This window comes from Pricia mediterranea (assembly GCF_032248455.1).
Lineage (GTDB): Bacteria > Bacteroidota > Bacteroidia > Flavobacteriales > Flavobacteriaceae > Pricia > Pricia mediterranea.
On sequence record NZ_JAVTTP010000001.1, the window covers coordinates 3,615,418 to 3,642,267 of the forward strand.

Below are 26,850 nucleotides of genomic sequence, written 5' to 3' on the forward strand. Positions count from 1 at the left end.
GTTCAAGGTTCAAGTGCCAACTACGTAGCTGTTCAAGGTTTAAGGATGTTTTTTAGACTATGAGCTTAAAACTTAAAACTTAAAACTTGAACCTTGTGCCTTGATCCTTGAACGATCCCTTCAGGCATAATTGAACTATAAATCTTTCAAACTACTACATTTGTCCAATAACCTATAAATCTTTTTTGCTTGAAAACGCTGCTACACCCCACCTATTTTCCCGATATCGCCGCCTTTGCCACCATGGTCCAGAACGACATTCAATGGGAGGTGGAAGACAATTACCAGAAACAGACCTACCGCAACCGCTGTTACGTCTGTACCGATCAGGGACGGCACATGCTCAGCATCCCCATTCAACACGTGGGCGGGGAGCAGGGGCGTCAAAAGTACAAGGAGGTCTTGCTGGACAATTCCTATCCGTGGCAGCGGCAACATTGGCGTACCTTGCAAACGGCCTACAGAACCTCGCCTTTCTTCGAGTTTTACGAAGACGATATCGCTCCCTTGTACGAAGGGTCTTTTGAGAGGCTGTTGGACTTTAATCTATCGACCATACAAGCCATCTGTGATTGCCTACAAGTCGAAATGCCGGAGGCAAAAACCGAAACTTATCGAACGGAGCCCGACGGGGTCAACGATTTACGAATCTTGGTCGATGCCAAAAAAAAGCTTGATATGCGGCAAGAAGAATACGTACAGGTGTTCGGTGACCGACATGGCTTTGTACAAAATGTCAGCGTGCTGGATCTCTTGTTCAACGAGGGAACGAACGCATTGAAATACTTGCAAAATCAAGATACAAACTTCGGAAATGTTTAGGTTTCTCATCCATTATGGCATTCATTTTTTGCTTCCGGTAGCCATTGGATTGCTCTTTTTTAAACGGCATCGATTTCGGGTAATCCTAATCTTACTGGCGGGCATCGCCATCGATATCGACCACGTAGTGGCGGACCCCATCTTTGACCCCGAGCGATGCAGTGTCGGATTTCATCCCTTGCATAGCTATTGGGCGATTGCAGGGTATTTCGGATTGCTCTTTTTCAAGAAGACTTGGATTTTCGGTCTCGCCCTGGTCATCCATATTTTCGCGGATGTCATGGATTGCTATCTGATGTGATGGCCTTTTAGTTGTTGAAACCTTAAATTTCTTGTCTCGATGAACTTCTATCATCTAAAATCCCATGCAATCAATTGATTATTTGATAACTGTTTAGCAACGATGGGCCAACGACCGGGGCAATAGTTCTGACTATTCCTTCAAGCGAAACGATGCCATAATAGGATAATGGTCCGAATACCGATAATCGTAGTGCTTGTGCGATCGGACCTCGAACGCACTATCCGCCATGATAAAATCTATGCGCAATGGAACGTTAAAAAATTCAAAGGTACGTCCATAGCCCGATCCCGCTTCGATAAAACTATCCTGCATGTTACCCTTCAGTAAGTGATAGGCTTTGGAGAACTGGGTATTGTTGAAATCCCCGCAGAGCATGGTTTTATAGGGGCTGTCATCAATAAGCCGTCTAATCATTTCCGCCTGTTCTTCCTGTTTTTTGAAAGCTCTTACGACTCTTTTGTACAAGCGTTTGGAAGAGTGGGAACCCAGCACTCCCGTGCCCGGGGTAATGCCCAAAGACTGCATGTGTACGTTGAAAACCCGGAGGGTATCCTTATGGTACGCGATATCTACATACGAGCCGTTGTTGATACTGTTGGGGAAAGTCACAGTTTTGGCGGCCACAATCGGATATTTTGAAAAGACACCTAGATGTACCTTTTCCCCGCCCGATATTTTCTTTAGGTAATGGTACGGGTAGTCCAGGAATTCTTTTTTCATGCCGATGCTTACTTCCTGAAAACAAACGATATCGGGCTGTTCCGCCTGTACGAAATCCCTAACGGCGTTGAATATATTTTTACGTTCCTTCCACCCCTGTTCGTTAAAGCTCTCCACATTATAGCTCATTATTTTTAAATCGTCGGTTTGGAATTGGTCGTTGGAGGAATTCATCTTCACGAATGTTCCCAGCACAAAATAGCCGAGTACGAGCACAAAAAGAGAGGGGAGCGATTGTCGCTTTACCCGAAGGGCCCAATAGATAAAAAAGAGGACGTTGACCCCTACAAGAACCGGTACGCCCAAACTTAAAAAGGATAGAACCGGAAGGAACTTAACGCTCAGATACGGAACTGTACATGCAATCAATAAGAGGATGACAAAGACGAGGTTGAGCGCATATACCAGTTTGTTGAAAGCGGATAGTCCCTTCACAGTTAAGTTTATGGGTTTAGGAGTTTACGGGTTTATGAGGCTTCCTATATTAACTCCTTGATTTGGAATTTGGTATTTGTTTTTTGCAATTTGCTTTCCAGCGGCCTAGTCTTCCTTCCCTGCCTTGAACAGATAGTCCTTTTCCGCTTTGGAGAGACTTTCGTAGCCCGATTTGCTTATTTTATCTAGGATGGCATCGATTTTTTGCTGATGGTCGTCCTTGTTGCCCGTTGATCTTGCGCGGGACGCCGTTTTTTGCTTTCGATAAACTGTTTTCATGGGGGCTTTCTTTCTCTGTTCGCCACCACTGACTGTACTTTTTTTGAACAGGTCCGCAAAACTGTCCGTGAATTTGGAAAATCCTTCCCCGATGTCTATACCCTTAAAAAGTTGTCTTGCGTAAACATATCCCAAAAAGGCACCTCCCAAATGCGCGAGGTGTCCCCCGACGTTTCCTCCCAGGGGAATCTGTATGAGGTCCATCAAGACCACGAAGAGTCCCACCTGCCAAAGTTTGACATTGAAAAAAATGATGCGTACCTCTTGATTGGGAATGTAGGTACAGATAAAAATAAGCACCGCCATCACGCCTGCGGATGCGCCGACCAAGGCGGTTCTTTGACCGATCAGGGCGGGAAAGATATTGTAGCTGAGCAAGAAAAGCAGTCCCCCTAAAATTACCCCTAAAAAGTAGATGTTCAAAAAGCGTTTGCCATCGAACAGGTTGAGCAAGATACGTCCCGCAATGTATAGAATGTACATGTTCCAGAGGATGTGGAAAAATCCAGCATGCAAAAAGGAATAGGTTACTAGGGACCATGGCTGTACCAGGAATTCAAAAAAGTCTTGGGGCAGCGCGAACCAGTTCTCGATATTGGGGCCTATCAAAGCGGAAACCAACCCCATAACGATAAATACGACCACGTTAATGGCGATCAGCTTTTCGGAAACGCTCAGCCTTGCATATTGATATCTTAATCCTCCTCCGTTCATCTCAAATATCTAAAAATCCCTTAACCCAAAAATACGTTTAATTCCACCTATTTTTGTTAAACTGATTCTTTTTCCAGTACCACATCATAATAAATCCTGCAATCGCGCCGCCAATATGTGCAAAATGCGCTATACCTGTTGCGGTGCCGGTAAAACCAAAAATTAGATCACCCGCAATCAACAGCGGCACGAAGTACTTGGCCTTGATCGGAATCGGTAGAAAGATAAGCATAAGTTCCGCCTCGGAAAAGGCGAATGCAAAGGCTACCAAAATTCCATAAATCGCCCCGGAAGCACCCACCGCCGGCGTATTATAAGCACTTAAGAAACTATCGACCTTATCTGTTCCGATCATATCGTTCCAAGCGGTACTATATTGTCCCCCGGCAATAATTTCCATGATCTGGTTCTTATCGACCCCTTGGTCCACCAAGGCCTGTAAGCCATCCTGAAAAACGAAATAGTTCACCCCGGTATGCAGCAGGGCGGCTCCCAGGCCTGCCGAGAAATAGAAGAACAGGAACTTGTTGCGGCCCCACATCTGTTCCAATGGCGTACCGAAAGCCCAAAGGGCGTACATGTTGAAAATAATGTGGAACAGCCCGCCGTGCATAAACATATGGGTGACGACCTGCCACCATTCGAAATTCGGGTTCTCGGGATACCAAAGCGAGAACCAGGTCAGCATTTGCTCTTGATAGAGCTGCGTGGCGATGAAAATCAGTACGTTGATAATCAGGAGATGCTTAACCGCATCGGTCATTCTTCCCATTTAAATAAATTTTTTATCGATATCGTTTTCCGTAATGGTAATATATACGGGTTTGTTAAATGGGCTGGTCATCGACTCCTTGCAGGCGAATAGGTCATTGACCAAAGCCAATTGCGATTGTTGGTCCAGCATCTCCCCGGTCTTGACCGAAAGGGTCTTCGCCAAAGTTTTTGAAAGCATGTCGGTGTGCGAAAAACTATCACCCGTTAGTTCTTGCTGGTAATCGGATATCAACTGATCCAACACCATGCCTACCTCGCTCTCGGCCACCAGTAGGGGAACGCCGCTAACCGTAATGGATTCCCCGACGATTTTTTCAAAGATAAAGCCAACAGAAACCAGAATATCTTCGATCTCTTGTAAAACCTTAATTTCCGAAATGGAAAAGGAAAGCGTCAGCGGAAAGAGCAATTGTTGGCTTACCGCTTGTTTAATGGTACTGTTCTTTAAAAATCGCTCGTAGAGCACCCGTTGGTGCGCGCGGCTTTGGTCGATGACCACCATGCCCGACTTTATGGTCGCCACCACATATTTTCTGCGGATCTGAAAGGTGGTCGCCACGGTTTCGGGCGTTTCCTTTTCTCCATCAAAAATAGAACCGGTAATGATATCGGATTCATAGCTGATACTGGGGCCGGTTTGATCATCGTCCGACTCTGTTTTGGTGGCAATATAAAGGCTTTCCCAATCGGCATCTTGTTTTCTATAGGATGGTGTACGTTTTTCCTGGAAGGGATTGAACCCGGCGTCTACGCTGACCTTTGGTAGAACGGCGGATTTGTTTTGAAAGCCGTAAGGGGTCTCGAGGTTCGGATCGCGATCGAAATCGAGCGCAGGTGCCACGTTGAACTGGCCCAGGCTATGTTTTACGGTCGAACGCAAAATGGCATATAGACTGTGCTCGTCGTCAAATTTAACCTCTGTTTTCGTAGGATGTATGTTGATATCCAAGGATGATGGGTCCACTTCGAGATATAGAAAGTAGCCCGGATAGGTGTCCGATTTGATGAGGCCTTCGAACGCGGCCACTATGGCATGGTGGAGATAAGGACTCTTGATAAACCGATGGTTGACGAAGAAAAACTGCTCCCCCCGGCTTTTCTTGGCAAATTCAGGCTTGGTGATAAAACCCTTGATGGTAACAATGGGCGTTTCTTCTTCTACAGGAACCAATTTCGGATTCATTCGGTTTCCAAAGATGTTTACGATCCGTTTTCGACGGTTGTCCACCGGAAGATTGAACAATTCGCTGCCGTTGTGGTAGAAATGGAACGCCACGTTCGGGTGTGCCAAGGCCACCCGATGGAACTCGTCGGTGATATGACGCAGCTCGACCTGATTCGATTTGAGAAAATTCCGTCTTGCGGGGATGTTGAAGAATAGGTTTTTTACCGCGATCGAGGTGCCCTTTGGAGTCACAGTTGCTTCTTGGAAGACCACCTCACTACCCTCTATCCGTAGGTGTGTGCCCACCTCTTCGTTATCGGGCTTGGTCTGCATTTCGACATGGGCGATTGCCGCGATAGAGGCCAAAGCTTCCCCCCGAAACCCCTTGGTATCGAGGTTGAAGAGGTCTTCCGCTTTTTGAATTTTGGAGGTGGCGTGTCGAGAAAAGCTCAACCGTGCGTCGGTGGCACTCATGCCGGCCCCATCGTCGACCACTTGAATCAAGACCTTACCCCCGTCCTTTACGATGAGTTTTACCGTTTGCGCACCGGCATCGAGGGCGTTTTCAAGAAGCTCCTTGACTACCGACGCGGGCCGTTGTACCACTTCGCCCGCCGCTATCTGGTTCGCAACGTGCTCTGGCAAAAGTTTGATGATATCCGCCATTATTGAGGAAAGAATATGGAGAGGTCGAAATCGAAGATGTAAAGCACGATAAGCACCAGTACCGCGATGATGATGGCCATACGTTTTTTGAGATTTCGGTCGCCCTTTTGCCTCATGTCCGACATGGCATTGCCGAACTTTCCTTTGAGTCCCCTAGGGGCATTGACGGTACTTCTATATTTGTCGAACTTAGGTTCCATCTTATACGGATTGCCTTTACCTTTGTCGTCAAAGTACCGCGGCTGATATTCGAATTTTTTGCTGCGCTTCAAGCGCGTGAATTTGCTTAACATACCCATGATATTCAAAGTTACTCAAAATCAAAAAATATGCCGTAGCCTCAGTGCCAAAATTTGTTAAGCTTTTTAATCCCCAAGGGTTGCCATCTTAATTGCAGCTATCGCAGCTTCGGTACCCTTGTTGCCGTGTTTTCCACCGCTGCGCTCCTGGGCCTGTTGTAGATTATTATCGGTAAGCACACAGAAAATGACCGGTACTTCGCCGTGAACGTTCAAATCCATGATGCCTTGAGCGGTCGCACCGCACACAAAATCGAAATGTTTGGTCTCTCCTTGGATGACACTGCCGATGGCGATTACGGCATCCACCTTTTCGGAGCCGATCATTTTTTTACAGCCGAAGGTCAGCTCGAAACTGCCGGGCACGTTCCATCGTAGGATGTTCTTTTCCAACGCCCCGCAATCCAGCAAAGCTTCCCGGGCCCCGGAATGGAGTCCCTCCGTAATTTCCGAATTCCAATCGGAGACCACGATTCCAAAACGAAGGTCTTGGGCATTCGGGATGGTAGATTTATCGTACACGGAGAGATTTTTATTGGCCGTTGCCATAAGGTGTTTTTTTAATGTTTAATGCTTTTCCGCATAACTACCTAGACGTCAAAAAAGTACATAAAGATTTAGTACCCAGGCCGTAAGACTGTTGTTTTTTTCAAAACAAGCCGTTTTTCAAGATTTTTTGGTCCTTTGTCCCAAGTCTTGCCGCCCTATGTCGGGTGTAGGTTTCGAAACGGATAAGCATTGAAGTGTTTGACCTACGGCATCCTCAAACGGTCTATGCCTAAAAATCCTAATTGAGAGGATGACGGATTTGAAATTCGGTTCCCCAGTTTGAGGTCGGTTTTGGAACTATCAGGCCCCTTCTTCCGCCATGCCGATAAAAGCGTCAATGTTCCGGGCTTGATCGGAGTCGGGATACTCTTCCTTGATCCGTCGGAAGTATTCAAGTGCCTTACTGTTTTCTTCGAGTTCCAGGGCGGTAATACCGGCCTTGTACAAGTATTTTGGTGCGGTGTAGTTATTGTCGCTGTGGGCAATGGCCATGTCATAATAGCTCAACGCATCGTCCGGTTGGCCGAGCTGCATAAAGGCATCCCCGATACCCCCTTTGGCCATGGCGCCCAACATAGCATCATCGGAACTGAATTTTTCCAGATGGGATATGGCCTCTTGATACTGTTGTAGGTTCAGGTACGACATTCCCGCAGTGTAATTCGCCAAATTGGCCGCCGGGGTACCACCGTATTCGTCTATGATATCCAAAAAGCCGTATTTGCCCTCCCCTCCGTTCAGGGCAAGGTTAAAGAGGGAGTCCTGGGCGCTGGTGTTGGACAAGGCTTCCTCGAAATACTGTTGTGGATAATACATTTCGTTCGCAGCTGTCGTTTCCCTAGGGTTTTGAACGAACTGGACGTAGGCCAGATAGCCCAGCACCCCGACTGCGATTATACCGATAAACCCTAAAATATAGTTTTGGTTTTTGGACACCCAGGCTTCCGTTCTCGATGCACCTTCATCGAGCGAACTGAAAACCTCGGCGGTGGTGCTTTCCTGCTCCAAACGCTGCTGTTCCTCTTCCTTGTTCTTAGGTTTGAACCCCCTTTTTTTATATGTGGCCATGGTCGTTTCGTTAAGGTCGCGCAAAAATAGGACTTTTATCCAAAATCAAAAGGGTAAAAGGGTATTTATTCGTTATTTTTGGGGATTTGCGTATGCCGTGAAAATTATCCTTCTTTGGTTAATCCACAAATTACCGTCCTTACGGACTGCAACGAATTCCATAGCAAATCCCGATGTTTTTAAAGCGATTATCCCTTCTAAATTACAAGAATTTTGAATCCAAGGACTTCGCGTTCGATAGCAAGATAAATTGTATCGTCGGGCCCAACGGGATCGGTAAGACCAATGTGCTCGATTCTATTTATCACCTGTGCTTTGGCAAAGGCTATTTCAATCCTATTTCGAAGCAGAATATCAAACACGATGCTGATTTTTTTGTCGTCGATGGAGAATTCGAAAAGAAAGGTCGGGAAGAAAAGATCGTCTGCAGCCTAAAGCACGGCGCAAAAAAAATTATCAAACGGAACGGAAAAATCTATGATCGGCTTTCCGACCATATCGGTTTGCTGCCGCTGGTCATCATCTCGCCGGCAGATCGTGACCTGATTATCGAAGGCAGTGAAACACGGCGCAAGTTCATGGACGGGGTCATTGCGCAATCCGACCAAAACTATTTGCAAGACTTGATCAATTACAACAAGGTACTGGCCCAGCGGAATTCCCTTTTAAAATATTTTGCCGCCAACCATACCTTCGATAAGGAAACGATTGCGGTATATAATGGCCAATTAAATGATTACGGCACCAAAATTTTTAACGAACGGGTGGACTTCCTTGAGACTTTTATCCCTATTTTTAAAGAGCAGTATATTGCGATTTCGGGAGGTAATGAAAAGGTTTCACTGCGGTATGACAGTAAATTGTTGAACGGGCAACTCCTCAATCTTTTGGAAGGCAATATCGAAAAGGACAGGGCGCTGCAATACACCTCGGTCGGCACACATAAAGACGATCTCGGATTTGAAATTGAGGGACACCCCATTAAAAAGTTCGGAAGCCAGGGCCAACAAAAGTCCTTTTTGATCGCTCTAAAGTTCGCGCAGTTCCAATTTATAAAAGCGCAGTCCAAGACTACGCCCATCTTGCTTCTGGACGATATATTCGATAAGTTGGACGAGCAGCGGGTGTCGCATATCGTTTCTCTGGTCAACAACGAGAATTTCGGACAGATCTTTATCAGTGACACCCATGCCGAACGCACGGAAAACGTAGTGAAACAGATTCACCAGAGCTATAAGATCTTTAGATTGGGAGGGGAGTAAGGTGCTGCGGACCGGTCCGCCAAAACCAGCCTATCAGACCGGTCCGTCAAAACCAGCTTACCGGGCCGGTTGGGGCCATATATGGTGTCCGCTTTGGTTATTCCTTGAATTTAGCGACGATTTTAGCTTGGGTTGCTTTTTCTGGTCTCTATGACAACTGACATGGAAGTAACCTCCCTGATTTAAGAAGAAAAAATTAAAATGAAAAAGACGATTTTAGTAGTATTTCTCTTTGCTTTCCTTGGATGTTCTGAAGAGGTGCCCAAGAAGGACCTGCCGAATCTCAACGGATATTGGGAAATCGAACAGGTGATTTTTCCCGATGGTACCACCAAGGAATATACGGTGAGCACCACTGTTGACTATATCGAATTGAATGAAACCGAAGGTTTCCGCAAAAAAGTGCGTCCTCAATTTAACGGCACCTATGAGACCTCCCATGATGCCGAAACTTTTAGTATATCGAAAAAAGACGATACATTTATCATGCATTATAAAACCGGACTCAGCGAGTGGTCCGAAAACTTGGTGGCATTGAACGGCAATACCTTTTCCGTAGTCAATGAAGAGGGTTTGCGGTACGATTATAGACGCTTTGAGCCGATTGTGGTCCAAAAATAAGTAGATGGCAAAACGACAAAACGACAATTTGAACCTGGGTGAGGCCCTGAAGGAATTCATCAAGGAAAACCGGCTTCAAAAAGGAATGGACAAAGTCGATGTCCGTGAGGCCTGGGCAAATCTCATGGGAAATGGGGTAAGCAATTATACCACAGCGGTCGAGCTCCGCAACGATACTCTTTATGTATCCCTATCCTCTTCTGTGCTCCGCGAGGAACTGAGTTTGGGTAAATCCAAGATTATTACCATGCTCAATGAAGAATTGGGCAGGGATTTGGTAAACAAGTTGGTGTTGCGCTAAATAGGTTCCCCTTTATGGCTTGTCTCCCGCCATTTAAATACATAGCACGTCCCTGTCCAATTGGAGCATCTATGAGCGTTTGGCTCAATAAATTTCCCGACCTGAAAAATGGAAAGCGCTTTCGATGGCCGCGTTCTCATCGCTATCGGAACCATGAACCGCGTTTTCTGCGATGTCGGTCGCATATAATTTTCTGATGGTACCCTCGGCCGCTTCCTCGGGATTGGTCGCTCCGATCAGAGCTCGAAAATCATCCACTGCGTTCTCCTTTTCCAAAATGGCGGAAACGATGGGGCCACGGGTCATAAATTCCACCAATTCCCCGAAAAAGGGACGGTCTTTATGGATAGCGTAGAACTCCCTCGCATCCCTCTTGCTCAGCTGGGTGAATTTCATAGCTACGATTTTAAAGTCAGCGGAGGTTATCTTCTCCAAAATACTGCCGATATGACCATTTTCGACCGCATCGGGTTTGATCATCGTAAAAGTTCTATTTGTTGTCATGAGTCAAAATTTTGGCAAAAGTACGTTTTCTTTGGCGACTACCAGCTACCAGAATTAAATTCCTATCTTTGCCCGCATGAATTTTGACGACATCCAGGCGGTAAAAAAGCTGCTTTCCGAACCGCAGAAAATCCTAATCGTACCGCATAAGAATCCCGATGGCGATGCCATTGGCTCGACCCTGGCCCTTTGGCACTATTTAAGGAACAGGGGGCAGGAGGCGACCGTTATCGTGCCGAACGATTACCCCAAGTTTTTAAAATGGATGTCCGGAAACGAATACATCCTGAATTTTGAGAGGGAAAACACTCAGGCCAAGTCCAAGATCGACGCGGCAACCCTGATCTTTACGCTAGATTTCAACCATCTAGGAAGGGTGGCGCAAATGGAGGAGCCGCTTAGAAAATCGACGGTCCCCTTTGTTATGATCGACCACCATCAGGAGCCCTCCGATTACGCAACGGTGATGTACTCCGATCCTTCGATGAGCTCCACCTGTGAGATGGTCTATAATTTTATCGAGTATTTAGGGGATACCCAAGCGATTACCCCCGAAATGGCCAGCTGCCTGTACACGGGAATCATGACCGATACCGGCTCCTTTAAATACGCCTCCACCACGGCCCAGACCCACCGTGTCGCCGCCCAATTGATCGAAAAAGGGGCGGAAAGTTCCGAGATTCACCATCGTGTTTTTGATACCAATACTCCCGGACGTTTGCATCTTTTGGGTACGGCGCTCAACAATATGGTCATTCTGGAGGATTATAAAACAGCATACATCACCCTAAGCCAGGAAGAGCTCGATGCCCACACCTATCAAAAAGGGGATACCGAAGGTTTTGTGAATTATGGACTTACGTTGGAAGGTATTATATTTGCCGCAATTTTTATCGAAAATAGGGACGAGGGGATTATTAAAATATCTTTCCGTTCTGTGGGAGATTTCTCGGTCAACGAGTTTGCCCGGAACCATTTCGGGGGCGGGGGACATAATAATGCCGCCGGCGGAAAAAGCGATCGCTCGCTGCAAGAAACGGCTGCGTATTTTAAGTCGCTCTTGGCTGATTATTCGGAAAAACTTATTTAGAATAACGTCGAAGAAGCTTAAAACCGGGTTTAGACCGCTCTTGATCGCATGTCGGCCGGGGACAATACGAACCTCGGAATAGCTGATTTTAGTCACGGGAGGTTCACAGCTCCAATCCCAAAATTTAGGGCTGAATTAAAGGACGGAAAATTTGGAATTTGGAATTTGGAATTTTTTTGCAGGATATGACTTTTCAAAAGTATAACGTAGCAATTTACTCGATATGGTCCGCCATACTGCTGATCGTTATAGGCTGTGGCGGTCCCGAGCCGCGGAAGCCGATCGAGGTGAGGTCCGGAACTTTTTTTAAGGCCTCCGTCGAGCGCAGCAAAGCGCTGTTGGCGAAAGAGGAAAAAAAAATTCAGGAAATCATCGAAAAGGATACGGCCCACGAATATGTACATAGTGCCTCGGGCTCGTGGTATCGGCTCGACGTGGCGAACCCCGCAACGGAGTACACCCCACGGCCGGACGATTTGGTGATTATGACCTACAACATAATCGGTCTGGACAACGATACGATATACTCAAAGGACGATATCGGCGTTCTTACCTATAAAGTGGACAAGCAGGAACTGTTTCCCGGCCTTCGGAATAGCGTAAAACTATTAAAGGAAGGAGAAACCGGAACTTTTCTGTTTCCGTCCTCTTTGGCTTATGGCTATCACGGGGACGAAAAAAGAATCGGGGTGAACACGCCGATCAAAACCACCTTGTCCATCTTAAAAATCGAGAAGAACAATGATAGTATTCCGTAGGTAATTAGGAGATTTGGAAATGAACCGATCTCCAATCCCCCGAAAAATCAGCCTGGAATTTTAAAACGACCGAACCCGAAACCTTTAAATCACTGACACCAGACCACAGCATCCAATTTTTAAAATTTTAAAACCCACAAATTTTCAAATTAACATAGCATGAAAAAAGCATATTTTATACTGGTTCTTGCCATTGCCCTGAGCGCCTGTAAAAGTCAATATTCCGAATTGGGCGACGGCTTGTTTGCCGATATCCAGACTACGAACGGCGACATCATCGTAAAATTGGAGTATGAAAAAACGCCAGTGACCGTGGCCAATTTTGTGAGCCTGGCCGAAGGAACGAGTCCTTTTGTATCGGATAGTCTAAAGGGAAAGCCTTACTACGACGGCATCGTCTTTCACCGGGTCATCAAGGATTTTATGATCCAGACCGGGGATCCCACCGGAACTGGCAAGGGCAACCCCGGCTACAGGTTCAAGGATGAATTCAACGATTCGTTGAAACACGATGAGAAGGGCATTCTTTCGATGGCCAATTCAGGCGTTGCCACCAACGGAAGTCAATTCTTTATTACCCATAAACCGACCCCGTTCTTGGATGGAAGACATACCGTGTTCGGTCATGTGGTCGAAGGGATTGAAGTAGTCGATTCCATAGCCAATGTAAAGACCTCTGAAGATCCGATGACCAAGGATAGACCGGTAAACGAGGTCAAGATGAACAAAGTGGAAATCGTACGGAACGGAAAAGCGGCCAATGATTTTGACGCCGTGCAGGTGATGTCCGACTACTTTAAGGAGGAGGAGGAACAAATTGCAGCCTTCGAAAAAATGAAAAGCGATTTTATAGCTACCACCGCCGAGCAAAAGGAAGCGGCCGAGGAACTTCCTTCGGGCCTTAAGGTCTACACCTTGGAAGAAGGTGACGGAGAAAAGCCGAAACTGGGCCAAAAAGTAAAGGTGTACTACGCGGGTTACCTCGAAGATGGCATCCTCTTCGATACCAACTACGAAGAGGTGGCGAAAAAATACAATATGTACGACGACCGTCGAAAGCAGGGTGGAGGTTATGAGCCCATCCCTATGGTATACAGTCCCGATGCCCAGCTTATCGCAGGCTTTAAGGAAGGCTTGCAGCAGATGAAGGTCGGAGATAAGGTACGTTTGTTCATTCCGTCGCACTTGGGGTATGGCCCCCAAGGCACAGGCCCGATTCCCCCGAACGCCGACCTGATATTCGACCTGGAGATTTCGGGTCTCGCAGAATAATCTCAGCTTGGCTTAAAATCTATCTTTTTTTTGGAAGGTAGATAGCTCAATTTGAGCAAAATTTGGCAATAGTTGATACCGGAAGCAGCGCCCCTCGGATTTCCCGAGGACGCCGCTTCCCTGAAGCTCGTTATGGCTGGGCGAAGCTTACTTCCACCAGCGTTGGGACTTCATCTTGATGGTAGCCTTTAAGATGTCCTTTTGTGAAATCTGTCCGACCAGCTTGCCATTCTCTAAAATGGGAAACCGGCGACGCTTGTCGGACAGAAACTTATTGGCGGCATCGAAGATGTTCATTGTGCCTTCGATGGTCTCTACGTTTTTGACCATATGCTGCTCGATCGAACCGTTTTCCATAGGAAGGTTATGGTATCTGCTTTCGCTGATGTGCTTGATGCAGTCCCCCTCCGAGATGATTCCCACCAGTTCGTTTTTGTCGTTCACCACCGGTCCCCCTGAAATTTTGTAGCGGATAAGTGCCTGTATGACCTCCTCGACGGATTGATCGGGACGGAACGTGATCAACTTTCGGGTCATATAATCGTTTACGGTCATCGGGGTGTCGTCGGTGTCCTGTACTTTCTTTCGCTGTCCCTGAAAACTTTTGATAGCCATGATCTTAGATTTAGAGGTTATGAACTTAAGACAAGTCCTATCTAAAGATACTGAATATTAGGGAATTAAAAAAGAAGTGGTTTAGCACCCCGAAGAATGCGGGAAATTGCGTTCACAACAGCGGAACTCGCCCTTGTTGGAATTCCGGGACATGGATCTATTTCTTCGGGGCATCCGCCAACACCGCCAGTAAAAATTTCCAAAACTTTTGAACCGAATCAATATTGACCCGCTCGTCGGGGGAATGCGCCCCTCTGATTGTCGGTCCGAAACTGATCATATCCATGCTGGGGTAATTCTGTCCTAAAATTCCGCATTCAAGTCCCGCGTGGCAGGCTATGACCCTGGGTTCGTCTTTGAAGAGGGATTTATATTTCTTCTTGAGCACTTTCAGAATCTCGGATTTCGGATCGGGGGTCCACCCTGGATATTCCCCGCCGAACCTGACATCACAGCGCGCCAATTCGAAGGTGGACTTCAAGGCATTCGCCAGGTCCATTTTGACCGAATCGACCGAAGACCGGGTCAGGCAGTTGATAAGAATGGCCCCATCGCTGACTTCCACGCGAGCGATGTTGTTCGAGGTCTCGACCAGATCGGGGATGGTGCCACTCATGCGATAAACACCGTTATGGGCCGCATAAATCCCCTTCAGTAATCGCTCTTGGGCACCCAGGCCCATAATCATATGCGGAGCTGAGGTTTGTTCCAAAGTTATGACCAAGTCTGGTTCCGTGGCTTGTAGTTCTTTTTTTATGGTGCCGGCCAATTTCATCATTGCGGCCTCGAAATCCTCGATCTGTGATTTTAACACGACCAGCTTGGCAACACTTTCCCGGGGGATGGCGTTGCGAAGTCCCCCACCATCAATTTCCGCCAGGCGCATCATAAAATTGTTGGATGCGTGGTAGAGCAAACGGTTCATGATCTTGTTCGCGTTGCCCAGTCCTCGGTGGATGTCCATTCCGCTATGTCCTCCCTGCAATCCCTTGACCGTAACCTTATAGGGGGTTACGGCCCTTGGCACCGGTTTTCCATTATACCTTCTTGTGGCGGTTACATCGACACCTCCCGCGCAGCCGATATCGAGCTCGTCATCCTCCTCGGTATCCAGGTTCAAAAGGATTTCCCCTTGGAGAACCCCACCTTCAAGGCCTTTGGCCCCGGTCATTCCCGTTTCTTCGTCGATGGTAAAAAGTGCTTCCAAAGAAGGATGCTTGATATCCGTACTTTCCAAAAGCGCCATGATAGCGGCAACGCCCATTCCGTTGTCCGCCCCGAGCGTAGTGCCATCGGCCTTGACCCAGTCCCCGTCCACCTTCATCCGAATGCCCTCAGTCTCAAAATCGAAGTCCGTATCCGCGTTCTTTTGATGTACCATATCGAGGTGGGACTGTAGGGTGATCGTCTTCCGGTCATCCATGCCCTTGCTGGCCGGTTTACGGATGATGACATTGCCCACGGCATCCTTTATGGTCTCCAAATTGAGGGATTCCCCGAAATCCATCATAAATTGAATGACCTTTTCCTCTTTTTTAGAGGGTCTGGGTACCGCGTTCAGATCGGCAAATTTGTTCCAGATTGCCTGGGGCTCTAGTTTTCGTATCGCTTCGCTCATAGGGATTGTGTTTTCGCCAAAAGTACGGAGTCAAAAATTGATTCGGAACATAATTGTTTAAATTTGATGATTCAATCCGCCAAAAATGTAAGTCTTATCGCATTGAACGACAGATTAAGGAACGGTATCGCCTTGGGCCTGCTACCGCAATTGCTTTTTGTTTTTTGGCTCAGCGGCCGGCCCGATCTGGTTGAAACCTACTACAGCAATGGGGTGTATCCTGTAGTCAGTAGGTTTTTCAGGATACTGTTCGGATGGATTCCCTTTTCGGTCGGTGAAATCCTCTACACCCTATTGATCGCATTGGCCCTCGGTTACCTGTTCGGAAACCGTACAAGAATCAAAAATCGCCCATTGTCTTTCCTTCGCAATCTGGTGCTCGTGTTTTCCGTGTTCTACTTTACCTTCCATCTGGGATGGGCACTGAATTACCATCGGATGCCGCTAGCTGATCGGTTGGGTATCCGCGACAGCGTGACCCCTGACGAGGTAATCGACCTGACCCAGCGGCTCATTACAAAAACCAATCGTCTGCAATTTGAAATTACGGGAGATAGTGCCCAAAGGGTGGATATGCCGTTCGACCGAGATGCTATTTTAGACCAGACCGTAGCAGGCTACGGCCGGGTTCAAGGTGAGCTGCCTTTTCTGGCCTACCCGAACCCGAGCCTAAAAAAAGCGACCCTTGGCGCCTTGGCCAGCTATATGGGCATCGGTGGGTACTTCAACCCCTTCACCAACGAGGCCCAGGTCAACGGGCGGACCCCCCTTTTCCGGCTTCCGGTAGTGACCGCCCATGAAATTGGACATCAAGTGGGCTACGCCAAGGAAAACGAAACGAATTTCATAGGCTATCTGGTCACCATGAAGAATGAGGATGTCCATTTTCAATATTCTGCCTCGGCCTATGCCCTGAGCCATTGTCTGAGTGCCGTACGCCGTACCGATGCCCAGAAATTCGAAAAGCTGTTCGCCAAAGTGAACGTGGGCGTACAGGAAAATTATAAAGAACTGTACGAGTTCAACCTGAAATACGCCAATCCCTTTGAGCCCGTCTTTAAATCCGTTTTCAGCACCTTTTTAAAGGCCAACCGCCAAAAAGACGGTATCAAGAGCTACAGCAAGATTGTCGAACTGATGGTCGGGTATCATGAAAAATTTCCTATTTTTATCCTCGACGAAAACGACAGCTACAAATGATCAAACTACGATTGCTGGTACTCGCGCTTTTGGGGTGCGTTACCTTTTCTTCAGCGCAGGAATATTTTCCGAAAAACGATGCCGTCAAGGCCGAGAACAATAACTACACCGCCCTTACCAACGCTAAAATTTACGTGACGCCCACCGAGGTGGTCGATGGCGGCACGCTCCTGTTTCGCAAGGGCAGGGTGGTCGCAATCGGCAAATCGGTCGATCTGCCCGAAAATACGGTGGTCGTCGATGCTAGCGGAAAAACCGTTTATCCTTCCTTTATCGATGTCTATTCCGGTTTTGGGGTGGACAAGCCGGAAAAGGCCAAATCGAGCGGACGTTCGGCAGAGTTCGACGCCTCGCGGGAAGGATTCTACTGGAACGACCATATCATGCCCGAGAACGATGCCGTGGCCAAATTCGAATACGACGACCTGGTGGCCAAAACCCTTAGGGAAGCCGGTTTCGGAACTGTCAATTCCCATATTAAGGACGGTATCGCACGGGGCACCGGGGTGCTGGTTTCCCTGAACGGCGATGGAAACGATGGCGACCGCATTATCGACGACCGCTCCGCCCAGTATTTTTCCTTTGAAAAAAGTATCGCCAAAAAGCAATCCTATCCCACCTCCTTGATGGGGGCCATGGCCCTGTTGCGCCAAATGTATTATGACGCCGATTGGTACGCTGGGGGGCACATTGATTCCAAAGATCTCTCGCTTGAAGCCTTGAACACGAACAAAGACCTCGTTCAAATTTTCAAAGGCGGCGAGAAGGGCAATGTGATCCGGGCGGACGGGATCGGAGACCTTTTCGGAATACAATACGCCATCGTCGGTGGGGGCGATGAATATGAGCGGATCGACCAGGTCAAGGCGACCAACGCCAAACTGATCTTGCCCTTGAATTTTCCCGATGCCTACGATGTTTCCGACCCCTATGCCTCCGGATATGTCAATTTGGAGGATATGCGGCACTGGAACCAAGCCCCGGCCAATCCCAAAATAGTGGCGGACAACGGAATTTCTTTTTCGTTTACCCTACACGACTTGGATTCCCCAGCTGATTTTAAGGACAGGCTGATGAAAGCCATTGCATACGGACTCCCCGAAACCAAAGCCTTGGAGGCACTGACCACGGTACCCGCACAGATCCTTGGGAGAACGGAAGATATCGGATCCCTGAAAAAGGGCAGCTACGCCAACTTTTTGGTCACTTCAGGCCCTATTTTCGACAAGGAAACCATACTCTATGAAAACTGGGTGCAAGGTGCCAAGAACGTAATCAACGATATGACCTTAAAGGATATCCGAGGGGAATATGACCTGTCCCTTTCCGGCCAAAGCTTCAAACTTTCTATTAAGGGAGAAGCTGGTAGCCCCAAAGCGGAAGTCAAGCAGGATACCGCAAAATTGGAGTCCAAATTCAACTATACCGACAACTGGATGTCGCTATCCTTCACTACCATAGACGGGGATAAAAGTTACCGTTTAACGGGACTCGTCGATCCATCTTCCGATAATCTGAGCGGCAAGGCCGTGCTTCCCGATGGCGGCGAAACGGTTTTTTCTGCGGTCAAGACATCCGAATTCTCTAAAAAGGATACAAAGAAAGAAAAGGATGTCCCCGAAATGGTGGCGGTGACCTATCCCAATGTCGGCTATGGCTACGATGCCATCCCCAAGCCGGAGAACATCCTCTTTAAAAATGCCACGGTCTGGACGAGCGAGGATGCGGGCATCCTGGAAAACACAGACGTGCTGGTGAAGGACGGAAAAATTTCGAAAATTGGGCAGGACCTGCGTGCCGGCGGCGCCACGACCATCGATGCGACTGGTAAACATTTGACGGCCGGTATCATTGATGAGCACAGTCATATTGCGGCCTTGGCGATCAACGAGGCGGGACAGAACTCTTCCGCCGAGGTGAAGATGACCGACGTGGTCGATCCCGAGGACGTCGGAATCTATTATGCCCTGGCAGGCGGGGTCACATCCCTACAGCTCCTGCACGGATCGGCCAATCCCATTGGAGGGCGTTCGGCTATCCTAAAACTAAAGTGGGGCCGGAGCGCCGATGAAATGATCTATGACAATTCGCCCAAGTTCATCAAGTTCGCCCTGGGCGAGAACGTAAAACAGAGCAATTGGGACAGCCACAGCCGTTTTCCCCAGACCCGGATGGGCGTGGAGCAGGTGTTTATGAACTACTTTCAGCGGGCCAAGGAATACGAGGCCAAAAAGAAAAGTGGCGAGCCCTATCGTACCGATGAGGAAATGGAAACCTTGGTCGAAATACTCAACGGCGAGCGGTTTATCTCCTGCCACAGTTACGTACAGAGCGAAATCAACATGATGATGAAGGTCGCCGAACATTTTGGGTTTACGGTCAATACCTTTACCCATATTCTGGAGGGTTACAAAGTCGCCGACAAGATGGCAGAGCACGGGGTAGGGGCCGGTACCTTCAGCGACTGGTGGGCCTACAAGTACGAGGTGAACGATGCGATTCCCTATAACGCCGCCATCATGCACAATCAGGGGGTGACCGTGGCCATCAACAGTGATGACGCCGAAATGATCCGACGCTTGAACCAAGAGGCGGGCAAAATCATGAAATATGGAGGATTGACCGAGGAAGAGGTCTGGAAAATGGTGACCATCAATCCCGCTAAACTGCTTCATCTCGATGACCGTACCGGGAGCATCAAAGAAGGTAAGGATGCCGACCTGGTTTTGTGGAGCGATTATCCGCTGTCCGTTTACGCCAAGGCGGAAAGGACCATGATCGAAGGGGCTACCTATTTCGATATCGAAAAGGATAAACAGCAGCGGGAAGCCGTTAAGAAAGAGCGCAACCGACTCATAACTATGATGTTAAGTGAAAAGTCGGAGGGCAAGAAAACCCAGAAACCCAAGCAAAACAAGAAGGAAACCATGCACTGTGAGACTGGGGTCGAAGTACGAAGTATGAAATAAGAAATACGAGGGAGGAAAGACGAAATGACCAAAAGAAGAATGACGGAAAGACAAGATGACGGAAAGAGGAATGACGAAAGGATGAAAAGAATGTCAGGTGGAACCTCTCGACTTCAGTTTATGCTGAGCGCAGTCGAAGTACCCGAGACAGGCGCAGTCGAGATCTAGTTAGAACGGGCCGAGAAGTTCTCGATTCCCTACCAGACGGGTTTTTTGGGCTGGGCAGTCCGACTTTTTCGTTCAGGCGAACGCTAAATAATCCTTTTTAAATCCCCTAACCAGACAAACAACAAAAGCAGCATAAACATGAAAAATACGATTCAATATATAGGAGTAGCGCTGTTCTGCGCATTTTTCGGCACCGCACAACAGGCGCCAGCTCCCGCCCAGACCGGGACAGTGGTGATCGAAGGGGCGACCGCCCATTTGGGTAACGGGGAGGTCATCGAAAACTCCCTGATCATCTTCGAAGAGGGGAAGTTGAGTTTCGTGGGGCCTGCTACCACTAAAATAGCCAGAAAGGGAACCCAGATAAAGGGTGAGGGCAAGCATGTGTACCCAGGGTTTATCGCTCCGAGCACTTCATTGGGACTCATTGAGATCAATGCGGTACGGGCCACCGACGACCAAGACGAGCTGGGCGAGATGATTCCACATGTCCGGAGCCTGATTGCCTACAACGCGGAATCGAAGGTCGTAGAATCCATGCGTCCCAACGGCGTATTGCTCGGGCAAATAACGCCCATGGGCGGACGCATATCCGGCACATCCTCTATCGTGCAGTTCGATGCCTGGAACTGGGAAGACGCCGCAGTCAAGGTCGATGACGGAATTCATTTGCGATGGCCGAACACTTTTCGCCAAGGAAAATGGTGGCAAGGCGAGGAGCGGGGCTACCACCAGAACGAAGAATACCAGGAACAGGTAACGAAAGTCGAAGTGTTCCTGAAAAATGCCAGAGCGTACGGCGATGGGGCCGGGGAGGGTTTGAATCCCGCTTTCGCCGCCATGCAAGGCACGTTTGACGGCTCCCAAAAATTATACGTGTACGCCGATGGAGAAAAGGAAATCATCGATGCCATTACCCTAGCGAAAGATTCAGGCGTGAAAAATGTCGTTTTAGTCGGGGGGTACCACGCCTATAAGATTACCGATTTTTTAAAGGAAAACGATATTCCCGTACTCGTGCAGTTCACCCACAACCTGCCCGTTTTTGAGGATGAGGACTACGACCTGCCCTATAAGTTGCCCAAGCTTCTGGTCGATGCGGGACTTTTGGTCGGTCTGCAGAACGGGGAAGCCTCTAACTTCCAGACCAGGAACCTGGCCTTCTACGCAGGGCAACTCGTAGGACAAGGAATGGATAAGGAAAACGCGCTGAAATTGATCACCGGTAACTCGGCCACGATTTTAGGTATCGACGAGAATTATGGCACGTTGGCCCAAGGCAAGAGTGCGACCCTCTTTGTATCGGAAGGCGATGCGCTCGATATGCGGGGCAACCGGTTGACCCACGCCTTTATCGACGGCCGCGAAATTTCCCTGGAAACCCATCAGACCGAGCTTTGGAAGCGGTATTCGGAGAAGTATGAGACCGGGAAATAGGAGGCAGTTTTCAGTTGCAGTGGCAGTGTGCCGTTGGCACTTGGCAAAAAAAAGTAGGCAGTTTACGGGAAACAGTAAGCAGTGTTGAAGGTGAAGGTTGAGAGCGTTCAGTTTACATTGAGTAGTGGACCGTGCCTTTCTGAGCTCTCGCCAGGTCGTCGTCTACACTTGTATTTTCCTAGTATTGAACGATTCTTTCGTTGTTAGGTACAGGGGACAAACCAAAACGAACTTTCTGGAGGAAGTTCCGTTTCGCCCGGTGGCACACGGATAAAGCCGTCGGCCTTGGCCAAGCTTACCAGATCTCCCGATCCATTGCCCTGTATCGGCTTGGCACGAATGCGACCTTCCCGCCACTGGGTTTCCACTTGAAGAAAAAGAGTCAACCGAGGATGGGGCCGCACCGGTTTCTCCATGATTACCTCGAGTTTTTCGGATTCTAACCCGAGGGACAAAGACAGCCACGGTAAAAAATAGACATGGTAGTTCGCGAAGGTGGAGACGGGATTCCCCGGAAAAGAAAATACCGTTGTTTTTCGTTCTGGCCGAGTTCCCCTTTCCTTGATGTCTTTTTTTTCTGCCTGCATGTTTGCGGTCTTCCCTGACGTTTTTGTACCAGATTGCCCGCTGCCGTCCTTGATTTCAGTTTCCCTTTTTCTTAAACCTTGCTTTTGGCTCACCCCATTGGAATCTAAAACCCCGAACCAAAATGGCTTGCCCGGACGTTGTGCGACCCGGTGGAAGATTTTTTCTACTCCCAAGTCCGCCAATACGTCCGGAATAAAATCGAATTTGCCTTTGGATACCCCGCCACTGAGTAATAACACATCGTGCTGCTCGAAGGCTTCTCGAAGTTCCATTTCGATGATTTTTCTATCATCCGTCAAGTGCAATCGGGCAGGAACGATATTCAGCCTTTGTAGGGCTGCGGTCAATGAAAGTATATTGGATTTTCGTATTTGGTGGGGCAAAGGCGTTTCGGAAACCTCGACCAGTTCGTTCCCCGTCGAAATCACACAGATTGAAGGTAGTTTCTTCACCACGACCTCGGTTTTTCCCACCGAGGCAAGTACACCGATTGCGGCGGCATTTATTTTTAAACCTCGGCGCAACAAAACGGCCCCCGCCGTCTCGTCACTGCCTTGCGCATGGATATTCTGGCCTTGATCCGGGGTCTTGGTCAATGTCGCCCATCCGTTTTCAATATCAGTGTCTTCGTACATGATGATGGTATCGGCACCTTCGGGCAGTACGGCCCCGGTCATGATTTCAAAACAGTTGGACTCCGAGATAAGCCGCTGTTGGGCCATACCCGCGCTTAGAGTCCCTTCGATCTTGAATCGATCGATTCCTTTGTCGATGGCGGAGAACCGAATCGCGATTCCGTCTTTGGTCGAACGATCGAAGGGGGGGAAGTCCCGGTCGGCCGTAATATTCTCCGCCAAAATTCGGCCGGGAGCCCGTAGAAGGTCCACCTGCTCGTCGCCCAGATGTAAGGGATGCAATAAAACGTGTTGAAAGGCGTCCTCGAAGGAAATCATGTTACTTATTTTTTTGGTTCAAATGCCCGTTCGCTTACAAGCCTGAAGAAAGTTTTTGTCACCTTGAGCTGTTCAACGGAACGCGGTCGAGTTACAGTCGAAAAATCAAACCAAAACGTCTCGACAGCGCTCGACGTGATATTTTTAACTCAAATTGATAGAATAGGTGTTCTTCCGGACAAGCAGAATGATTTGCAATTGGCTAATTGCCCAGCGTTATCAAAACACGTAAAACTCAAAAGAGAATCTAAACCAGCATCATCAAGAACTTTTCTCTTGCTTGAGTCGTGTCAGGTATTCGATAAGGTCCCTTAAATCGCGCTTCGAGATGAGCTTGCCCATCGCCGGCATGGCCGAGGGCATGTTTTCCCTTTTTTCGATACGGCCTGCGGGAATTTCCAAGGGCTCGGCCGCGTTGGTCCGCAGGGTCAGACCCTCTTCGGTCTCCTCCTCCAAAATACCGCTTACTTTTTGGCCGTCCTTTAGGGTCAGGGTAACACTTCCATAACCGGGAGCCAAACGTTTGCTGGGTTCAATTAGGGATTCCAGCAGCTGTTCACGAGTAAGAATGTTACCAATATTCTCCAAATGCGGACCGACGTCGCCCCCCGTAGCGCCCACGGCATGGCATCGCGTACATTGGGCGGTGGGGTTGTTGTTGAACACCTGCCAACCTTGCCGCGCGTTACCGCCCTGCAAGGTTTCTTCGTAACCGGCCAAGGGATTCCCGCTGTCCTTCGGGGTGTCCAATTGAGCTATCAGATCCTCGGATTCCGTGGCTTTGACCGCTTCCGTTAAATCTAGGACAATGGCCGGATTCAGCTGGTCGGCATTTGCTTGGACAATTAATTTTTCAAGGACATCACCGCTTTTCTCCAAGGGGAGTTCCCCTAAAACGGACAGTAGTTTTTGTTGTTCGCGAACGGAACCATTCTTAAAAATGGGATTGACGATGCCGGGAAGATTATCCTTCGATATTTCCATCTGCGGAATAAGTCCCACTGCAACCGCCCGTACTTGTTGATCTTTATCTTTCATGCCCAAGGCCATAGCGCGTTCGATATTAGAGAACTGCAATTCGCCCAAGGCCTTTAAGGCTGCTGAACGTACATCTGACGATGGGTTCGTTTGCATCATGCTGAAAAGGGCGTCGTTATGGGAGTCGATCCCGAGGTTGGCGAGGGATTTCGAGATTCCGATAAGGATCTCAGGGTTTTTATCTTCCAGAAAGATAGGAATATCTTTTTCTATTTTTTCTTTGACCGTACTGGCATCCCGGTCGATCTCGCCCCGGTACCGGCCATCGACCCTGTCGAGAACCGAGGGTTCGGCCCATGTTCCAATGGCGGCCAAGGCCTCTCCCCTGAGCGTGTCGGAAACGCTTTTTCGTTTGGCAAAGGCAATGAGGTTTTCCAGGGCAGGGTCGCTCCCCACCCGAAGGGCGGCATTGATACTACGTCGCAACAAGGGTTCCGAAGAAAACCGTTCGACCGTCATGACATCGGCCAATTGGGGTAGTGCTTCTTCGATAGACCAGTCGTCGTTGATGGCGCGGGCGGCCTCGGTGACGATGTACTCGTCCTCGTCCTGAAGAAATTTCGCCACGCGTTCGTCCTGCCATTTACGCAGTACCAATACGGCGGCGATACGAAGGCTACGATCGGGACTGTCCACCAGCGCATAGATCGGTTCTTTTTTTCCGATGCGGGAAAGGGCCAATACGGCGGCGTGCCTTAGGTACAGGTCTTCATCGTTGTTGTCGGCCAACATATCAAGCAAAGGTTGTACGGCCGATGCCTCGTTCATCCTTCCCAAAGCCTGCGCCGCAAAAAAACGAACCCTCGCATTGTCATTTTTCAAGAGGGGAATCAAGTCCTGCCCCGCGTCCGTATATTTCACATCGCCGAGCACTTTTACCGCCTGTGCAATAATTTCAGGATCTTGGTCGGAAAGAAGTCCCGTCAGTACTGCTGCGTTTTCCAAATCTTCCGAAGCGAGCTGCCCCGTCCCCCAAATGGAATGGATACGGGCGAACTGGTCCTTGTTTTCTTCGATGACCTTCGGGAAGGCTTCCTTTCCCGCTCCGCTATCCACCAGGGCGAACTGTGCCTTTTTCCGGATGCGCATGTCCGGATAGGCCAACAGCTGTACCAGTTCGTCCGTTGATTGATCGGTGTAGTCCAAGGTCATCAATCGCTGCGTTTCCTCTCGCTGTTGGGCGAGGTCGTTTTCATCTTCGGTCACATCCAGCCTCCAGACCCGACCGTAATTTTTAGTGTTCCAGCCGTTGATCCAATCCGCCACGTAGAGGGCACCATCGGGACCGAATTCGATACCGGTGGGCAACACTCCGGTCAAGATCTTCTCGTCCGAACCCAATTCAAAGGAAGCCCCTTTGGGTTTCAGGTCGAAAGCCCAGATGGGAGATCGATCGGGATTGCCGACGAACTCCACCAAAAAGAATTTGTTAAGCCACTTTTTACCCAGGGCGGTACCGGGATTGTACTGCATCCCGGTCGGACCGTTATGGAAGTTTTGAATAGGAGGCATGATATAGGCCGCCTGCCCTTCCCATCGGGGCTTGAACAGTTTTTCATCCATCCATACATTATAGCCGTTGTTCTTGGGGTCGGTATATTTGCCGTACTGCCAATTGGCGCGCCATCCGGCGTCGGAACCTTCTACGATATGCACCAACCGCTCGCTTTCCCCGGCGTGATCGCCATCGTTGTCCGAAGAGATAATATTGCCATAGGCATCGAAGACGAATTCATGGGTGTTGCGAAGTCCGTGGGCGAAGACCTCAAAATCGCTGCCATCGGGATTGCTGCGTACGATGACCCCCTGATTGGGATAAAAGTGTTCGACGCCTTCTTGATCGGTAAGGTTCGCACCGATATCACCGATGCCCCAGTAAATTTTACCATCGGGACCTTCAACGGCCCCCGACATCCCGTGTCCGCCAAAGCCGATATGTACGGCATATCCATGAGAAATAGAGGTTTTTTCGTCCAACACTAAGTCGTCATTGCTGTCGGTAAGCCGCCACATATCCGGTCCCACTCCTACGAATACATCGTCATCACGTACCAATAGGGCCCCCGCAACATCGGTCACCTCTTCGTTGAAATCCTCGAGGATGCGGGTCGATCGGTCCGCGATTCCGTTATTATTGCTGTCCTCCAACATCCAGACCTCTTCTTTTTCGACGGTCAGGTCTTTCCAATCGTGCGACCCGTCTTGGTTCAGGTCTGGAAGCCAGTTGTTTTCAACGTTTTTTTCGGGCGCAAAGGTGGTGTGCAGAAATTCGCGCCTGTCCTCTACCGATCGCAGCGCGATGGAGGGCGTCATCCAATCTTGATGTCCCCGAATATCGAATTCGGAATTTTTTTGGCGATTGGTCCGGGTCAGATAGACCTTTCCCTGATTGTCGATGGACATGGCAATGGGATCGGGCGCCAAAGAGTCGGAAGCCCAAAGGGTCAGTTCAAGGCCTTCTGCCAGTTTCGGACTAATGCTTTGGCGTATTTCCTTTGCCCTACGTACCTCTGTAAGGGAGTCTTCTTGGATTACCAAAGGGGTTTCCTTTGGTTTTTTGGGAGTGGAATCACAAGCGGCCATCAATACAGAGAGCGCGACAAGGGTAATTAGGGGTAAAAATCTGGAGTTCGGTTTCATGGTTAGGCTTAGGGTTTAGGT

The 26,850-nt window shown here is 48.8% G+C and carries 23 protein-coding genes; 11 read left to right on the plus strand and 12 right to left on the minus strand.

Features of this window, described 5'->3' with window-relative positions; all coding sequences use genetic code 11:
• The first annotated feature begins 189 nt into the window (after positions 1–189).
• Positions 190–822 carry a WbqC family protein gene (locus RQM65_RS14975; RefSeq protein WP_314016227.1) on the plus strand — a complete coding sequence of 211 codons (633 nt, stop codon included), beginning with the start codon at positions 190–192 and terminating at the stop codon, positions 820–822.
• Positions 815–1,123: a DUF6122 family protein gene (locus RQM65_RS14980; RefSeq protein ID WP_314016228.1), complete on the plus strand. Its 309-nt coding sequence runs from the start codon at positions 815–817 to the stop codon at positions 1,121–1,123. The genes RQM65_RS14975 and RQM65_RS14980 overlap by 8 nt, the downstream gene beginning before the upstream one ends.
• A gap of 132 nt (positions 1,124–1,255) precedes the next feature.
• Here RQM65_RS14980 and RQM65_RS14985 read toward each other — a convergent pair whose 3' ends face one another.
• The 7 genes from RQM65_RS14985 to RQM65_RS15015 all read right to left on the minus strand — a co-directional run bounded on the left by RQM65_RS14985 (position 1,256) and on the right by RQM65_RS15015 (position 7,795).
• Positions 1,256–2,281 (minus strand): endonuclease/exonuclease/phosphatase family protein, encoded by a 1,026-nt coding sequence (locus tag RQM65_RS14985; RefSeq protein ID WP_314016229.1) that lies wholly within the window; start codon positions 2,279–2,281, stop codon positions 1,256–1,258.
• A 105-nt stretch (positions 2,282–2,386) separates the two neighbouring features.
• Complete coding sequence (locus RQM65_RS14990) at positions 2,387–3,274, minus strand: rhomboid family intramembrane serine protease (RefSeq protein WP_314016230.1); 888 nt, start codon at positions 3,272–3,274, stop codon at positions 2,387–2,389.
• Positions 3,275–3,311: 37 nt separating this feature from the next.
• Entirely contained in the window at positions 3,312–4,046 is a 735-nt protein-coding gene (locus tag RQM65_RS14995; RefSeq protein WP_314016231.1) for a rhomboid family intramembrane serine protease, read from the minus strand.
• Positions 4,047–5,879: a DNA mismatch repair endonuclease MutL gene (gene mutL / locus RQM65_RS15000; RefSeq protein ID WP_314016232.1), complete on the minus strand. Its 1,833-nt coding sequence runs from the start codon at positions 5,877–5,879 to the stop codon at positions 4,047–4,049. It lies immediately after the preceding gene.
• On the minus strand, positions 5,879–6,172 hold the full coding sequence (locus RQM65_RS15005) for a riboflavin synthase subunit beta (RefSeq protein WP_314016233.1): 294 nt from the start codon (positions 6,170–6,172) through the stop codon (positions 5,879–5,881). The genes mutL and RQM65_RS15005 overlap by 1 nt, the downstream gene beginning before the upstream one ends.
• Before the next feature lie 72 nt (positions 6,173–6,244).
• The gene (gene ribH / locus RQM65_RS15010; RefSeq protein ID WP_314016234.1) at positions 6,245–6,727 is read right to left on the minus strand and encodes a 6,7-dimethyl-8-ribityllumazine synthase; all 483 of its coding nucleotides are present in this window, start codon (positions 6,725–6,727) and stop codon (positions 6,245–6,247) included.
• A gap of 300 nt (positions 6,728–7,027) precedes the next feature.
• Positions 7,028–7,795, minus strand: a complete 768-nt coding sequence (locus RQM65_RS15015; RefSeq protein WP_314016235.1) for a tetratricopeptide repeat protein — start codon at positions 7,793–7,795, stop codon at positions 7,028–7,030.
• A gap of 173 nt (positions 7,796–7,968) precedes the next feature.
• Here RQM65_RS15015 and recF point away from each other — a divergent pair, with 173 nt between their 5' ends.
• The 3 genes from recF to RQM65_RS15030 all read left to right on the plus strand — a co-directional run bounded on the left by recF (position 7,969) and on the right by RQM65_RS15030 (position 9,979).
• Positions 7,969–9,057: a DNA replication/repair protein RecF gene (gene recF, locus RQM65_RS15020; protein WP_314016236.1), complete on the plus strand. Its 1,089-nt coding sequence runs from the start codon at positions 7,969–7,971 to the stop codon at positions 9,055–9,057.
• A gap of 201 nt (positions 9,058–9,258) precedes the next feature.
• Positions 9,259–9,678: a lipocalin family protein gene (locus tag RQM65_RS15025; protein ID WP_314016237.1), complete on the plus strand. Its 420-nt coding sequence runs from the start codon at positions 9,259–9,261 to the stop codon at positions 9,676–9,678.
• A 4-nt stretch (positions 9,679–9,682) separates the two neighbouring features.
• Positions 9,683–9,979, plus strand: coding sequence for a DciA family protein (locus tag RQM65_RS15030; RefSeq protein WP_314016238.1), 297 nt, complete (start codon positions 9,683–9,685; stop codon positions 9,977–9,979).
• 84 nt (positions 9,980–10,063) lie between these two features.
• On the opposite strand, the gene RQM65_RS15035 is transcribed toward RQM65_RS15030, so the two are convergent.
• Positions 10,064–10,483: a nucleoside-diphosphate kinase gene (locus tag RQM65_RS15035; protein ID WP_314016239.1), complete on the minus strand. Its 420-nt coding sequence runs from the start codon at positions 10,481–10,483 to the stop codon at positions 10,064–10,066.
• Positions 10,484–10,559: 76 nt separating this feature from the next.
• Between RQM65_RS15035 and RQM65_RS15040 the strand changes: the two genes are divergently transcribed.
• From RQM65_RS15040 to RQM65_RS15050, 3 genes are all read left to right on the plus strand, one after another.
• Entirely contained in the window at positions 10,560–11,573 is a 1,014-nt protein-coding gene (locus tag RQM65_RS15040; RefSeq protein WP_314016240.1) for a DHH family phosphoesterase, read from the plus strand.
• Positions 11,574–11,758: 185 nt separating this feature from the next.
• Entirely contained in the window at positions 11,759–12,331 is a 573-nt protein-coding gene (gldI, locus tag RQM65_RS15045; protein WP_314016241.1) for a gliding motility-associated peptidyl-prolyl isomerase GldI, read from the plus strand.
• Positions 12,332–12,490: 159 nt separating this feature from the next.
• The gene (locus tag RQM65_RS15050; RefSeq protein ID WP_314016242.1) at positions 12,491–13,603 is read left to right on the plus strand and encodes a peptidylprolyl isomerase; all 1,113 of its coding nucleotides are present in this window, start codon (positions 12,491–12,493) and stop codon (positions 13,601–13,603) included.
• A 147-nt stretch (positions 13,604–13,750) separates the two neighbouring features.
• Here RQM65_RS15050 and RQM65_RS15055 read toward each other — a convergent pair whose 3' ends face one another.
• Positions 13,751–14,218, minus strand: a complete 468-nt coding sequence (locus RQM65_RS15055; protein ID WP_314016243.1) for a CBS domain-containing protein — start codon at positions 14,216–14,218, stop codon at positions 13,751–13,753.
• A 157-nt stretch (positions 14,219–14,375) separates the two neighbouring features.
• Positions 14,376–15,836 (minus strand): aminoacyl-histidine dipeptidase, encoded by a 1,461-nt coding sequence (locus RQM65_RS15060; protein ID WP_314016244.1) that lies wholly within the window; start codon positions 15,834–15,836, stop codon positions 14,376–14,378.
• Positions 15,837–15,902: 66 nt separating this feature from the next.
• On the opposite strand from RQM65_RS15060, the gene RQM65_RS15065 reads away from it, so the two are divergent.
• The 3 genes from RQM65_RS15065 (at position 15,903) to RQM65_RS15075 (ending at position 21,610) form a co-directional block, all read left to right on the plus strand.
• Positions 15,903–17,036, plus strand: coding sequence for a DUF3810 domain-containing protein (locus RQM65_RS15065; RefSeq protein ID WP_314016245.1), 1,134 nt, complete (start codon positions 15,903–15,905; stop codon positions 17,034–17,036).
• Positions 17,036–20,005 carry an amidohydrolase family protein gene (locus RQM65_RS15070; RefSeq protein WP_314016842.1) on the plus strand — a complete coding sequence of 990 codons (2,970 nt, stop codon included), beginning with the start codon at positions 17,036–17,038 and terminating at the stop codon, positions 20,003–20,005. Before RQM65_RS15065 ends, RQM65_RS15070 begins: the two co-directional genes overlap by 1 nt.
• A 306-nt stretch (positions 20,006–20,311) precedes the next feature.
• Positions 20,312–21,610 (plus strand): amidohydrolase family protein, encoded by a 1,299-nt coding sequence (locus RQM65_RS15075; RefSeq protein WP_314016246.1) that lies wholly within the window; start codon positions 20,312–20,314, stop codon positions 21,608–21,610.
• A 203-nt stretch (positions 21,611–21,813) separates the two neighbouring features.
• Here the strand turns inward: RQM65_RS15075 and RQM65_RS15080 are convergent, their stop codons facing one another.
• Both RQM65_RS15080 and RQM65_RS15085 read right to left on the minus strand, forming a co-directional pair.
• Positions 21,814–23,151, minus strand: a complete 1,338-nt coding sequence (locus tag RQM65_RS15080; RefSeq protein ID WP_314016247.1) for a molybdopterin molybdotransferase MoeA — start codon at positions 23,149–23,151, stop codon at positions 21,814–21,816.
• A gap of 261 nt (positions 23,152–23,412) precedes the next feature.
• Positions 23,413–26,829, minus strand: a complete 3,417-nt coding sequence (locus RQM65_RS15085; RefSeq protein ID WP_314016248.1) for a HEAT repeat domain-containing protein — start codon at positions 26,827–26,829, stop codon at positions 23,413–23,415.
• Between the last annotated feature and the right edge of the window lie 21 nt (positions 26,830–26,850).

Excerpts from the sequence above, each read along its gene's own strand:
- RQM65_RS15065 (WP_314016245.1), top strand. The coding sequence starts at position 15,903 with ATGATTCAATCCGCCAAAAATGTAAGTCTTATCGCATTGAACGACAGA.
- RQM65_RS15040 (WP_314016240.1), top strand. The coding sequence starts at position 10,560 with ATGAATTTTGACGACATCCAGGCGGTAAAAAAGCTGCTTTCCGAACCG.
- mutL (WP_314016232.1), bottom strand. The coding sequence starts at position 5,879 with ATGGCGGATATCATCAAACTTTTGCCAGAGCACGTTGCGAACCAGATA.
- recF (WP_314016236.1), top strand. The coding sequence starts at position 7,969 with ATGTTTTTAAAGCGATTATCCCTTCTAAATTACAAGAATTTTGAATCC.
- gldI (WP_314016241.1), top strand. The coding sequence starts at position 11,759 with ATGACTTTTCAAAAGTATAACGTAGCAATTTACTCGATATGGTCCGCC.
- RQM65_RS15055 (WP_314016243.1), bottom strand. The coding sequence starts at position 14,218 with ATGGCTATCAAAAGTTTTCAGGGACAGCGAAAGAAAGTACAGGACACC.
- RQM65_RS15075 (WP_314016246.1), top strand. The coding sequence starts at position 20,312 with ATGAAAAATACGATTCAATATATAGGAGTAGCGCTGTTCTGCGCATTT.
- RQM65_RS15025 (WP_314016237.1), top strand. The coding sequence starts at position 9,259 with ATGAAAAAGACGATTTTAGTAGTATTTCTCTTTGCTTTCCTTGGATGT.
- RQM65_RS15015 (WP_314016235.1), bottom strand. The coding sequence starts at position 7,795 with ATGGCCACATATAAAAAAAGGGGGTTCAAACCTAAGAACAAGGAAGAG.
- ribH (WP_314016234.1), bottom strand. The coding sequence starts at position 6,727 with ATGGCAACGGCCAATAAAAATCTCTCCGTGTACGATAAATCTACCATC.
- RQM65_RS14980 (WP_314016228.1), top strand. The coding sequence starts at position 815 with ATGTTTAGGTTTCTCATCCATTATGGCATTCATTTTTTGCTTCCGGTA.
- RQM65_RS15085 (WP_314016248.1), bottom strand. The coding sequence starts at position 26,829 with ATGAAACCGAACTCCAGATTTTTACCCCTAATTACCCTTGTCGCGCTC.
- RQM65_RS14995 (WP_314016231.1), bottom strand. The coding sequence starts at position 4,046 with ATGGGAAGAATGACCGATGCGGTTAAGCATCTCCTGATTATCAACGTA.
- RQM65_RS15060 (WP_314016244.1), bottom strand. The coding sequence starts at position 15,836 with ATGAGCGAAGCGATACGAAAACTAGAGCCCCAGGCAATCTGGAACAAA.
- RQM65_RS15080 (WP_314016247.1), bottom strand. The coding sequence starts at position 23,151 with ATGATTTCCTTCGAGGACGCCTTTCAACACGTTTTATTGCATCCCTTA.
- RQM65_RS15030 (WP_314016238.1), top strand. The coding sequence starts at position 9,683 with ATGGCAAAACGACAAAACGACAATTTGAACCTGGGTGAGGCCCTGAAG.
- RQM65_RS15035 (WP_314016239.1), bottom strand. The coding sequence starts at position 10,483 with ATGACAACAAATAGAACTTTTACGATGATCAAACCCGATGCGGTCGAA.
- RQM65_RS14990 (WP_314016230.1), bottom strand. The coding sequence starts at position 3,274 with ATGAACGGAGGAGGATTAAGATATCAATATGCAAGGCTGAGCGTTTCC.
- RQM65_RS15005 (WP_314016233.1), bottom strand. The coding sequence starts at position 6,172 with ATGTTAAGCAAATTCACGCGCTTGAAGCGCAGCAAAAAATTCGAATAT.
- RQM65_RS15050 (WP_314016242.1), top strand. The coding sequence starts at position 12,491 with ATGAAAAAAGCATATTTTATACTGGTTCTTGCCATTGCCCTGAGCGCC.